We start from the raw sequence: 11,790 nt of genomic DNA, 5'->3' as shown, positions 1-11,790 counted from the left end.
TTGCCGTCGTGGCCGAGGAGGTGCGCAAGCTCGCCGAGGAGTCCCAGTCGGCGGCCAGTCAGATCTCGTCGCTGATCGGCGAGATCCAGGCCGAGACCCAGAACGTCGTCACCGTCGTCGAGGAAGGCAATCAGCGCACCGCCGACGGTGTCGCCACCGTCGAGCAGACCCGGGAGGCCTTTGAGGCCATCGGCACCGCGGTCGCCGACGTCACCGACCGCGTCACCGCGATCGCGACGGCCGTGCACCAGATCAGCGCCGAGGCCACCCGCGCCGAGTCCGACATCACCGAGGTCGCGGCGGTCGCCGAGCAGTCCTCCGCCTCGGCCGAGGAAGTCTCGGCCTCCACGCAACAGACCAGCGCCTCCACCCAGGAGATCGCCGCCTCAGCCCAAGAGCTCGCCGCCACCGCGGAGAAACTCGACAGCGTCGTCAGCCGCTTCAAGCTGGCCGTGTAGACTGCCCGACCAATGGAGCCGACCGCCACATCCGCTGTGACGCTCGGCTCCGCCTGCATCGCCATCATTATTCGCTAGGCCCGCGGAACACCACCGCGGGCCTTTGTCGTCCCTGACGGGGACGTCAAGCGGCGGGTAACGCGCGTGGCGATCGCATCGGGGACAGAAAGGCTCTTCCCCCATGTTGCTGCTTCCCCCCGGCGTCGCCCCCTCGTCCGTCACGCGACTCGCGGTCGACGTCTCCGACGCCCCCGGCGTCCTGTTGCGCGTGCTCGGCATCTGCCAGCGGCGCGGCGCCCAGGTGCTGGCCATGACCTACGCGCACCCGCGGCTGGAGCTCGCCGTCAGCGCCGACGAACGCCACCTGCAGCTGCTGCGCGGCCGCCTCGAGAACGCGATTGATGTGCTCGCGGTCGACTACGCCCCATAGTTGCCGTTGAGAGTTCTCCGCGACTTCTCACTTGCCGCTCCTGGAGCTAACGCATTAGGAATCCGAGCGTGTTGGTTGCCGAGGGTGCCCCTGCGCGAACGCTCCGGGTCCTCGTGGTCGACGATCACGAGGTGCTGCGCAACGGATTGCGCTGGTTACTGGGCCGCGTGCCCTGGGTCGACCGCTGCGCCGGCGCGCGCAGCGGGCCCGAGGCGCTTCTCATGGCCGGCTCGATCGCGTTCGACCTCGCGCTGGTCGACGTCGACCTCGGATCCGAGTGCGGCCTCGCGATCTGCGAACAGCTGTCGGAGTTCGTGCCGATGACGGCGCTGCTGACGTCGCGCTGGGACCTGGTCCCGATGCGCACGGCGCGCCAGGCCGGTGCGCGCGGCGTGATCGCCAAGGACCGCCCCGCCCGCGCGCTGCTCGAGGCGGTCCACGAGCTCGCCGCCGGCCGCGCCTGTGAGCCGGACCCGGGTGACGGCGTGCGCTTCATCCCGCGCGAGCGCGAGATCCTGCGGCTGGTCGGCGCGGGGCTGACCAACGCCGAGATCGGCGCGTCCCTGTACCTCGCGCCCGGGACGATCAAGCACCACATGCTCGGGCTCTACGACAAGCTCGGCGCCCCGAACCGCGCCGCGGCGGTGCACACCGCGCGGCGATTGGGGGTGCTCGCCGACCACCAGATGGTGGACGACGAACCGGCAGGTCCGTTGACGCACGACGGGCGACCGCGCGTGCTCGTCGCCGATCCCGACGACGTGCGCCGCACCGGCTTGCTGCTCGCGCTGCAGCACCACGCCGTCGTCGCCGGCGCGCGCGACGCGCGGGATGCGGCCGCGGCCGCGGCACGGTTGCGACCGGACGTCGCCCTCGTCGGCGACGTGAGCCTCAGCCGCGCGCTGGACGGCGTGCGCACGCTGCTCGTACGCGACGACGAGAGCGGCTCCCCCGCCGAGCTGCGTGAGGCGGGCGCCGTGGGCGTCGTGCGTCAGTGGTGGACGGCGGCGCGGCTCGTCGACGCGGTGCAGCGCGCCTGCCGCGGCGCCCACGAGCGAGGCGGCAGCCCTCAGGAGGTCGTCTCCCCGCGTGAGCACGAGGTGCTGACCGCGTTCGCGACCGGGGCGACCAACCCCGCCATCGCGGCCGACCTCGGGCTCTCCCCCAACACGGTCAAGCAGCACGCGTCGTCGATCTTCCGCAAGCTCGGCGTGCGCAACCGCGCCGAGGCCGTTCGCCGCGCGAACGACCTCGGCCTGTTGACCGCTGCCTAGTTGTCGGTACGGACGGGCATCTCGACCGCGTCCTGGCCGACGCCGGCGAACGAGAGGATGCTGTGGGCGAGCACGTCGGTGAACTCGTTGAGGCCGTACTCGCTCAGGTTGAACACCGTGTCGCACCATTCGTGGTAGCACGGGTCGGCCTGGATGCCGGCCTGGCCGCCGGTCCCCGCTGTCGACGCCGCGTTGTCCGCCACCTGCTGGGCGGTCTTGATGCCCTCGGCGCCGGTGTAGAAGCCGGTCGCGGGGACGCCGCGGGTCGCCGACGGGCGGCGCCACTGGGCGTAGTCGGACCGGTTGTCGAACGGGTAGTCGACCTGCTTGACGTTGAGCTTGGAGTTGAGGTAGTCGATGTGGGTCTTGCTCAGCGTCGCCTCCGCGGCCCGCTGAGCGGGCGGGAGCGTCGGCTCCGTGACGTCGTTCGGGACGTACATGAACGGGATCCAGTTCGTCGACGCGATCATGTCGTAGTCGAGCATCGCCAGCGTCTGCGTCGTCTGCAGCGAGTTGAGCTGGTTGACGAAGAACGTCGAGCCGAACAGGCCCTGCTCCTCGCCCGAGAACCAGCCGAAGCGGATCTTGTACTTGGGCGTGATGCCGAGCTTCATGATCTGGCTGGCGATCGTCAGGTTCATCGCCGTGCCGGTGCCGTCGTCGTTGATGCCCGGGCCGGCGGCGACGCCGTCGATGTGGGCGCCGACCTGGAGCACGCGGGTCGGGTCGCCGCCCGGGGTCTCGGCGCTGATGTCGTAGTCGATGCGCAGCGTCAGGTTGTTGTCGGACTTGAAGCGCATCGTCACGGGGCCGGCCTGCGAGGCCTCGACGATCTGCTGGCCGAGCGCGTAGGTGATGCCGATGCCCACGGTGCCCGGGTAGGTCTGTGACACATAGCGCGCCGAGGCGGTCCGGCCGGTCTGGCCCTCGTTCATGATCATGACCGCCTTGGCGCCGTTGGCGCGGGCGTTGATCGCCTTCACGAGCTCGGTGCAGCCACCGCGCTGGACGAGCACGATGTTGTCCTTCACCGCGGCCGGGTAGTCGCTCATCGAGCAGCCGCTGCGAACCGTGTCGGCGGTCGCGGGCGGCGGGATCTGGATGCGGGCGGCCGGGATCACCTGCGCGGTGATGTCGGCGCTCTGGCTCCAGGTCATCTGCGCGAAGTCACTCGTCGCCGTGGTGCCATTGACGAACGTCTTGCCGTCGGGCAGCGTCGTCTGGTTCGGCGACGTGACGACCGCGAGCGTCGACGGCGTGCGCTCGGACCAGGCGTTCGGCGACGACGTGTTGGCGTAGGGCACGAGCGTCGGGTTGTAGCCGATCTTGCGCAGCTCGCCGATGACGTAGTTCACCGATTCGAAGTTGCCCTGGGACGCCGTCAGTCGATTGTTCTCATTGGACAGCGCGATGGCGTTCAGGCGCTGTTCGTAACGCAGGACTTCCGCCCGCGTGACCGCGTTTCTCAACGCAGTGGTGTCAGGGTCCGCCGCAACGGCCTGGGCTGGCGCAACGCCCAGCAGGCCGAGGGCGAGCACCGCAACGGTCTTCCGCACGATCTCTTCCTCATCCGATGTGAACTGGATGCGAGCTAGTCGGGACGGGCGGCGCTCACAGACCGGCGACGTTACCCCGCCGGCGCCGCGCGTGCGCGAGCGCGGACCGTTCGGGTTCCCCCGAACGGCCAGTTCTTACGCGGCGTAGTAGCGAGCAGGCCATCATGGCGGGCGGGGACGGGTCGAACTGAGGAATCGGCCCAGAGAGGGATACGCAGTGCTGAATACGAGAAGACGGCGTGCGCTGGCGTGCGCCGGTGTGACTGCCGCGCTGTGCGCGGTCGTCGCACCCCAGGCCCTAGCCGGCCCGCTCAACGCGGGTGGCTCGGTGGACCTCCTGACGGAAGCCAACGTGCGCATCGGCAACCTCGCCGCGGCCGCCAAGGTCGGCGACAAGATCACCGCCGCCGGCGACTTCAACGGCGATGGCATCAGGGACGTCGCGCTCGGCATGTGGATGCTCGGTGCCGACGGCCCGACCCGCGCCCAGGCGGGCGTGGTCTACGTGGTCTACGGCAAGGCGTCGATGGGCGCTTCCGTCGACCTCGCCGCGCTCGGGACCAACGGCGTCCGCATCGAGGGCGCGGTCGCCAACGACCACGCCGCCTGGTCGCTGACCGGCGTCGGCGACGTCAACGGCGACGGCAAGGACGACCTGCTGATCGGCACCCCGTGGGCCGACCCCGGCACGCCCGCCAAGACGAACGCGGGTGGCGCGCGCGTGGTCTACGGCCGCGCGAGCAACGCGGAGATCGACCTCGCGACCGACACGCAGGGCTTCCGCATCGACGGTGCCGGCGAGGGCGACCGCGCGGGCTACTCCGTCGCCTCGGGCGACGTCAACGGTGACGGCCGCCGCGACTTCGTGCTCGGCGCGATCGGCACCTCCTGCCGCAACGGCGGCCTCCCGAAGACCTGTGAGGGCGACGCGGGCGCGGCCTACGTCGTGTTCGGCCAGGCCAACCAGGCCAACGTCGACCTCGCCAACCTCGGCGACGGCGGCTTCCGCATGAGCGGCGCTGCCGGCGACTCCAAGGCCGGCTGGGCGGTCGCCGCGGGCGACTGGACCGGCGACGGCAAGGACGATGTCGCGGTCTCCGCGATCTGGGCCAACAACTACTCCGGCGCCACGTACGTGGTCAAGGGCAAGACCACCGGCACCGCGGTCGCGCTGGGCGCGCTCGGCGCCGACGGCTACCGAATCGACGGCGACGCCGAGGACCAGTCCGGCTGGGCGCTCGCTTCCGGCGACGTCACCGGCGACAAGAAGCCCGACCTCGTCATCGGCGTGCCGTTCCACGGCCAGGGCGGCTCGCTCATGTCCGGCTCGGCCTACGTGCTCAAGGGCGGCGCGCTCTCGAGCGACATCGCGCTCGCCTCGCTGCGCCCCGGCGACTTCCGCATCGACGGCGCCACGACCCAGGACGGCGCCGGCTGGTCGGTCGCGGTCTCGCCCGACCTCAACGGCGACAACATCGGCGACGTCCTGATCGGCGCGCCCGGCAAGGACCGCCCGTCCGGCCCGACGCTCGCTCCGGCGCCCAACAGCGTCGGCCCGCAGGAGTCGATCGGCGCCGCCTACGTCGTCTACGGCGCCCCGAACCCGACGAACGTCAACGTCGGCAGCATGGCCGCCAAGGGCCAGCTGCTCATGGGCGGCGGCGGCTTCCGCTGGGGCGACCAGGCCGGCTGGAGCGTGGCCGGTCTCGGCGACATCTCCGGCACCCACACCAACGTGGCCGCGGTCGGCATCCCGGGTTGGGACTCCAACCAGCAGACGCCGGTCGGCACCGGCCGTGACCGCGGACTCGCGCTGCTGCTCAACGGCGTCTCGGCCGTCAGTTCCGAGCTGCCCGCCGGCGGGTCCGTCCCGGCGACGCTCTCGCTGTCGCTGAGCACCGCCAGCGCGAGCTTCGGCGCCTTCGTCCCGGGTGTCGCGGGCACGTACAACAGCACGCTCGGCGCGAACGTCATCTCGACGGCGGGTGACGCCTCCCTGTCCGTGTCCGATCCGAGCTCGACGGCGACCGGTCACCTGGTCAACGGCACGTTCTCGATGCCCGCGGCGCTGCAGGTCCGGGCGATCAACACCGCCAACCCGAACTCGGCGTTCGCCGCGCTCGGCACCGGCCCGCTGGCCCTGCTCAGCTACCCGGGCCCGGTCTCGAACGACGCCGTCACGCTCGGCTTCCGCCAGACCGTCGCCGCCAACGACGCCCTGCGTACGGGCACCTACAGCAAGACGCTCACCTTCACGCTGTCGACGACGACACCGTAAGCGTTACACGCTGGCGAGCCGCTCGACGAGCGCTCGCTCGTCCGTTCCGAACCAGGGCGGCTCGCCGGCAGCAGCGTTCTCCCGGACCCGCGCGGCCTTCGAGGTCGCTGGGATCGCGACCGTGATCCGGGGATCCGAGAGGACGTACTTGAGGAGGGCCTGAGCCCAGGAGTCGACGCCGAGCGGGGCCAGATCGGCCGCGCTCGGCGGGCGGCGCATCAGGGCGCCCTCGCCGAAGGGGCGCATCACGACCACGCCGATGCCGAGTTCCTCGGCGGCGGGGAGGATGCGCCGCTCGACCTCGCGCTGGCGCGGGTTGTACGGGACCTGGATCGCGGTGATGCGCCCGCTGCGCATCACCCGTTCGAGCTCGTCGAAGGCGCTCGCGCTGTAGTGCGTGGCGCCGATGTGGCCGACCTTGCCGTCGTCGCGCAGCCGCTCGAGCAGGTCGAGCCGCCGCGGTGTGCCGACGAGGTTGTGGACCTGGTAGAGGTCGACGCGGCCGTACCACTTGATCGCGCGGTCCGCCTGACGCGCCGCCTCGGCGTCGTCGCTCGTCCACAGCTTCGTGGCGACGAACGCCTCGTCGCGACGGTCGGCGAGGCCTTGCGCGAGCGTGCGCTCGGCCTCGCCGTACATCGGCGAGGAGTCGATGAAGGTGGAGCCGGCGTCGAGGGCCGCTTCGACCACGTCGTCACGGCCCTCAGGGGTGTCGAGGGTCTGCCAGGTGCCCATACCGACGACGGACACGCGCGGCCCGCCGGCTCCCAGCTCACGCAGCTGCAATGGCGGCTCCCAGCCGCGCGGCTCCCTCGTGCAGCTCGGCCACGGTGGCGGTGGCGAACGAGACCCGCAGCGTCCGCGGGTCCGGCTCGCCCGCGTAGAAGTACTTGCCGGGAACGAAGGCGACGCCGCCGGCGATCGCGCGTGGGAGGATCGACTCGGCGTCGTAGCCGTCGGGCAGCTGCACCCAGATGAACAGGCCGCCTTCGGGGCGCGTCATCGTCGAGCCCTCCGGGAGGTGCTCCTCGAGCGCGGCGGCCAGGGCGTCGCGGCGCGGGCGGTAGTGTGCGGCGAGGCTCGCGATGTGCTCGCTCAGGTCGTTTTCCGCCAGCCAGCGCTCCGCCGCCATCTGGGCGATCGTCGACGTGTGCAGGTCGGCTGCCTGCTTGGCGACGGCCAGCGGGCCGCGCAGTGCCTCGGGAGCGCGGAGGTAGCCGATCCGCAGGCCGGGCGAGAGGACCTTCGAGAGCGTCTGGATGACGATCGTGCGCTCGCGGGCGGCGGGGTGCGCGGCGAGCAGGTCGACGGGCTCGCCGTCGAGTCGCAGCGCGCTGTAGGGGTCGTCCTCGATCAGCCACAGGCCCGCGGTCGCGGCCGCCTCGGCCAGCGCGGCGCGGCGCTCGGCGCTGAGCGTGCGTCCGGTCGGGTTCTGGAAGGTCGGGATCAGGTACGCGGCCTTGGCCCCGGTCTCACGCGCGCGGCGGATCAGGTCCTCCGGGTCGGGACCCTGCTCGTCGGAGGCGATCGCGACGGCGTTGACGTCGGCGAGCTGGAAGGTCTGCAGCGCCGCGAGGTAGGTCGGGTCCTCGACGAGGATCGTGTCGCCCGGGTCGCACAGCGCGGAGGCGATGAGCCCGAGCGCCTGCTGGGAGCCGGTCGTGATCAGGATGTCGCGGCCGGTCGCCTCGAGGCCGCGCGTGCCGAGGAACGCGGCGAGACGGTCGCGCAGGGCGGGGTCGCCCTCGGTCAGCGAGTACTGCAGCGAGCGGACCGCGTCGGGACCGCTTAAGACCTCGTCGAAGGCGGCCTGCAGACCAACCACGTCAAACGTGTCGGGCGCGGGCAGGCCGCCGGCGAGGCTGATGATGTGGGGCTGCATCGCGGTCTCGAGCAGCTCGCGCACGGGCGAGGACTGCGTATCCGCGAGGCGGCGGGACAGCGGTGCGCCGGCGAGCGGCGCGGGAGGCGAGATGGCCATGTGTGGCTCCTGGATCGTCATCGGAAGGGTGTGGAGCCGTCGCCCTCCCGGCGAGCGGGCCGGGGCTAAGGAGCGACGGTGTGGGCTACTCGCCTCATGGGGAAGATGGTACGCGCTCCGTCAATCGGAATGCCACGCTTTTGTCCATGCTCGCCTATGACCGCGCCGGTCCGACCGGCCGGAACCCGATCGTCCTCCTGCACGCCGGCATCGCCGACCGGCGCATGTGGAACCCGCAGTGGGCCGCGCTGACCGCGGAGCGGGACGCGATCCGGCTCGACCTGCCCGGGTTCGGGGAGTCGGCTGAGAAGCCGCGGGTGTACGACCCGCTCGCCGACGTGCTCGCCGCTCTGGAAGGCGTGCCGCCGTTCGCCCTGGTGGGCGCTTCGTTCGGTGCGGGCGTTGCGGTGGAGCTCGCGCTGGCGGCGCCGTCGCGCGTGACGTCGCTGCTGCTGAGCGCGCCCGGCGGGTCGCTGATCGCCGAGGTGACGCCGGGCCTCCGGGCCTTTTGGGACGCCGAGAACGCGGCCGTGGCCGCGGGTGACTTCGACGCCGCGGTCATGGCCAACCTCGATACCTGGGTGCCCGGAGCGGACCCGGCGGTGCGTGAGCAGGTCGGCGTGATGCAGCGGCGCGCCTTCGAGGTCACCGACGGCTGGGACGACCTCGAGGAGGTGGAGAACGATCCGCTGCCGCGGCTGGGTGAGATCGCGGTGCCGACGACCGTGCTCGTGGGGACGCGCGACATCGACGCGACGCAGGCCACGGCGCGGAGCGTCGCCGCCGCGATCCCGGGCGCCCGTCTGGTCGAGTGGGAGGGCGTCACCCACCTGCCGTCGATGGAACGGCCGGCCGAGTTCCTCGCGCTACTGCGCGATCAGCGGTAGCCCGAAGCGCGCGAACAGGTTCGGGTCCAGGAACGCGATCATGTCCGTGATCTCGCCGCGCTCGTCAACTGTGATCACGTGGATCGCGTTGGCGACCCATTCGCCGTCCATGAGCTTGTAGGTGCCGAACGCCAGCTGCCCGTTGGCGCGTGTCGGGACGAAGATCCGCGGGATCGACAGCGGGCCGGTCGGGAGGAAGGCGCGGATCGGCTCGCGGCCGCGGAACCACTCGAAGTTCGGCGGCATCGAGAACGTCGCCTCCTCCGTGAGCATCGCGACGACGGCGTCGACGTCGCCGCGGTCCCACGCCTCGACGTAGCGCCCGACCAGCGCCTTGATCTCCTCGTCGCCGAGCGCCGCCAGCGTCGCCTGCTGGGAGCGGGCCGGTAGCCGCTGGTCGACCGTGACGCGAGCGCGCTGCATCGCGCTGTTGACCGACGCCGGGGTCGTGTCGAGCATCTCCGCGACCTCCTTGGCGCTGAAGCCGAGCACCTCGCGCAGGATCAGCACCGCGCGCTGGTTGGGCGGCAGGTGCTGCAGCGCGGCGATGAAGGCCAGCTCGATGCCCTCGCGCTCCTCGTAGCCGTCGGCCAGCTCGTCCGGGCAGGGCTCGAGCCAGACCGTCTCCCCCAGCGGCGCGTCGTCGTAGTCGATCGGCAGCACGCGCTTGGGCCGCTTGCTGAGCGCGTCCAGGCACGCGTTGGTGGCGATCCGGTAGAGCCAGCTGCGCGATGAGCTGCGCCCCTCGAAGCGGTCCAGCGCCTTCCACGCCCGCAGCAGCGCGTCCTGCAGCGCGTCCTCGGCGTCCTGGACGGAGCCGAGCATCCGATAGCAGTGGGCCTGGAGCTCGCGACGGTGGGGCTCGACGAGTGCTTCGTAGTCGGCGAATGCGGCCGTGGACATCTCTCCTACCGAGGGTAAGGGATCCGGCGGACCCGCTAGAACCAGTCCCGGTGGCCCGCAGGCGTCGACGTCGGACTGGATCGCTCGGGTACGCCCCCCGGGCCGGTTCGCTGTTCCTGTCGCCGCCCAAGTCCGCGTCGCGCCGGCGGCGGCGCCAGCGGGGCGGGTCCGGGCCGTCGCTGAGCGTCGTCTTCGTGGGTATCGTCGCGCTGATCGCGCTGGCCTACGGCGCCTACGCGCTGATCTCCAGCCAGCTGCACAAGGACAAGCGGCACGAGACCGTCGAGAAGTTCACCTCGGCGTGGGCGCGCGGCGATTACGAGGCGATGTACGGGCTGCTGGACGCGGCGTCGGTCAAGGCCAACCCGAAGATCTCGTTCCTCGCCGACTATCGGCGGGCGAACCGCGCGGCGGGCGTCGAGAAGGTGACGATCGGCACGCTCGGGCCGCTGCTGAGCGGCGGCGTGGTCAAGGTTCCCGTGTCGGTCAAGACGAAGGACTTCGGGACTTTGAAGGGCACGATCACCTTCCACGCGATCCAGAAGGAGGACGTCGCTCGCGTGGGCTGGTCGCCCGAGATGGTGCTGCCCGGCGTGCGCGAGGGCGAGGAGGTCCGCCGCCGCAGCGGCGCCACCCCCACCCGCGGGAACATCTACGCCGCGGGCGGCCAGCTCCTGAACTCCAACCCCACCGGCGCGTCGATCGCGGGCGAGGCGGGCAAGAAGCCGACCGGACTCGAGCGCATCTACAACGACCGGCTCGGCGGGCGTGCCAGCTCGTCGCTGAAGTTCGGCGACCGCACGATCGCGAAGATCGAGGGCCGGCGCGGGCGCTCGATCCACACCACGATCCGGTTGGGGCTGCAGCAGCAGGCGTTGAACGCGTTGGGTGGCAAGGCGGGCGGCGTCGCGGTCATCAAGCCCTCGGACGGCTCGGTTCTCGCGCTCGCGGGGCTGGCGGTGAGCGCGCCACAGCCGCCCGGCTCGAGCTTCAAGATCATCACCGCCGCGGCGGGCCTGACGTACGGCGCGACGAAGATGTCCAGCTCCTATCCCGTCCGCCAGTACGCGACGCTCTCCGGCGTCAAGCTGCGCAACGCGTCCGACGAGCAGTGCGGCGGCAGCCTCGTCACCTCGTTCGCCCACTCCTGCAACAGCGTCTTCGGGCCGATCGGCGCGAAGGTCGGCGCCAAGCGCCTGGTGGCGATCGCGGAGAAGTTCGGCTTCAACGAGACCCCCGACATCCCCGCGGCGAAGGTCAACACGATCCCGAAGGCGTCGGAGCTGAAGGACTCGCTCGCCGTCGGCGCGTCCGCGATCGGCCAGAACAAGGACAACGCCACGCCCTTGGGCATGGCCTCGGTCGCCCAGACGATCGCCAACAAGGGCGTCCGCATCAAGCCGTGGCTGGCGGGCGGGCGCAACCCCCGCAAGCGCGTGGTCAGCGCCGGCGTGGCGGGCGACGTGCGGACGATGATGATCGCGGTGGTGAACTCCGGCACGGGCCGCGCCGCCGCGATCCCGGGCATCCAGGTCGCCGGCAAGACCGGCACCGCCGAGCTCGTCTCGACCGCCGACATCGCCCAGAACGCCGCCAACACCACCGCCTGGTTCGTCGCCTTCGCCCCCGCGTCGAACCCGAAGGTCGCGGTCGCCGTGATGCTCCCGAACGCCGGCCAGGGCGGCGCCTCCGCCGCCCCGATCGCCAAGCGCGTCATCCAAGCCGCGCTCTAACCCGCCCGCGCTTCCGCCACGCCGGGCCGCGCCACTCCGCGCCGCGCCTCTCCGCGTCGCGCCGGGCCGGGCCGGGCCGGGCCGCGCCACTCCGCGCCACGCCACGCCACGCCGCGCCACGCCGCGCCACGCCGGGCCGGGCCGGGCCGGGCCACGCCGCATCGCGCCACGCCGGGCCGCGTCACCCGCGCCACGCCACACGCGCCGCGGCACCGCAGGCCGCGCCGCGCCGCGCGCGCCTCGGTGACGGGGGGTGTGTTGCTCGTGTTTCGCTATCCGGGAGCTGAGCA

10 protein-coding genes are annotated in these 11,790 nt (G+C 71.8%); 6 read left to right on the top strand and 4 right to left on the bottom strand.

Features of this window, described 5'->3' with window-relative positions; translation table 11 throughout:
- The 3 genes from G569_RS0117565 to G569_RS61200 all read left to right on the top strand — a co-directional run.
- A partial coding sequence (locus G569_RS0117565; RefSeq protein ID WP_028064373.1) for a methyl-accepting chemotaxis protein occupies positions 1-458 on the top strand: 458 nt, incomplete at its 5' end.
- A 181-nt stretch (positions 459-639) separates the two neighbouring features.
- Entirely contained in the window at positions 640-888 is a 249-nt protein-coding gene (locus G569_RS0117560) for an ACT domain-containing protein (RefSeq protein WP_028064372.1), read from the top strand.
- Positions 889-956: 68 nt separating this feature from the next.
- Positions 957-2,162 carry a response regulator transcription factor gene (locus G569_RS61200; protein WP_084285114.1) on the top strand — a complete coding sequence of 402 codons (1,206 nt, stop codon included), beginning with the start codon at positions 957-959 and terminating at the stop codon, positions 2,160-2,162.
- On the opposite strand, the gene G569_RS0117550 is transcribed toward G569_RS61200, so the two are convergent.
- A complete protein-coding gene (locus tag G569_RS0117550) occupies positions 2,159-3,718 on the bottom strand; it encodes a M28 family peptidase (RefSeq protein WP_157592113.1) in 1,560 nt (519 codons plus the stop codon). The two genes, G569_RS61200 and G569_RS0117550, sit on opposite strands and share 4 nt — an antisense overlap.
- A 259-nt stretch (positions 3,719-3,977) precedes the next feature.
- On the opposite strand from G569_RS0117550, the gene G569_RS0117545 reads away from it, so the two are divergent.
- Complete coding sequence (locus G569_RS0117545) at positions 3,978-5,996, top strand: FG-GAP repeat protein (RefSeq protein WP_157592112.1); 2,019 nt, start codon at positions 3,978-3,980, stop codon at positions 5,994-5,996.
- A 3-nt stretch (positions 5,997-5,999) separates the two neighbouring features.
- Here G569_RS0117545 and G569_RS49350 read toward each other — a convergent pair whose 3' ends face one another.
- Complete coding sequence (locus G569_RS49350) at positions 6,000-6,782, bottom strand: aldo/keto reductase (protein ID WP_157592111.1); 783 nt, start codon at positions 6,780-6,782, stop codon at positions 6,000-6,002.
- Positions 6,769-7,977 (bottom strand): aminotransferase-like domain-containing protein, encoded by a 1,209-nt coding sequence (locus G569_RS0117535; protein ID WP_211233015.1) that lies wholly within the window; start codon positions 7,975-7,977, stop codon positions 6,769-6,771. Before G569_RS0117535 ends, G569_RS49350 begins: the two co-directional genes overlap by 14 nt.
- 146 nt (positions 7,978-8,123) lie before the next feature.
- Here G569_RS0117535 and G569_RS0117530 point away from each other — a divergent pair, with 146 nt between their 5' ends.
- Positions 8,124-8,864 carry an alpha/beta fold hydrolase gene (locus G569_RS0117530; RefSeq protein WP_037497287.1) on the top strand — a complete coding sequence of 247 codons (741 nt, stop codon included), beginning with the start codon at positions 8,124-8,126 and terminating at the stop codon, positions 8,862-8,864.
- Here G569_RS0117530 and G569_RS0117525 read toward each other — a convergent pair.
- Positions 8,844-9,767, bottom strand: coding sequence for a sigma-70 family RNA polymerase sigma factor (locus tag G569_RS0117525; RefSeq protein ID WP_028064367.1), 924 nt, complete (start codon positions 9,765-9,767; stop codon positions 8,844-8,846). The two genes, G569_RS0117530 and G569_RS0117525, sit on opposite strands and share 21 nt — an antisense overlap.
- A gap of 194 nt (positions 9,768-9,961) precedes the next feature.
- Between G569_RS0117525 and G569_RS62685 the strand changes: the two genes are divergently transcribed.
- On the top strand, positions 9,962-11,500 hold the full coding sequence (locus G569_RS62685) for a penicillin-binding transpeptidase domain-containing protein (protein WP_028064366.1): 1,539 nt from the start codon (positions 9,962-9,964) through the stop codon (positions 11,498-11,500).
- Positions 11,501-11,790: the final 290 nt, after the last annotated feature.

The sequence above is a fragment of the Solirubrobacter soli DSM 22325 genome, from assembly GCF_000423665.1.
Lineage (GTDB): Bacteria > Actinomycetota > Thermoleophilia > Solirubrobacterales > Solirubrobacteraceae > Solirubrobacter > Solirubrobacter soli.
The sequence above is the reverse complement of the archived record's forward strand: the minus strand, read 5'-3'. Positions and strand labels throughout refer to the sequence as shown.

Excerpts from the sequence above, each read along its gene's own strand:
- G569_RS0117525 (WP_028064367.1), bottom strand. The coding sequence starts at position 9,767 with ATGTCCACGGCCGCATTCGCCGACTACGAAGCACTCGTCGAGCCCCAC.
- G569_RS0117535 (WP_211233015.1), bottom strand. The coding sequence starts at position 7,977 with ATGGCCATCTCGCCTCCCGCGCCGCTCGCCGGCGCACCGCTGTCCCGC.
- G569_RS0117530 (WP_037497287.1), top strand. The coding sequence starts at position 8,124 with ATGCTCGCCTATGACCGCGCCGGTCCGACCGGCCGGAACCCGATCGTC.
- G569_RS0117560 (WP_028064372.1), top strand. The coding sequence starts at position 640 with ATGTTGCTGCTTCCCCCCGGCGTCGCCCCCTCGTCCGTCACGCGACTC.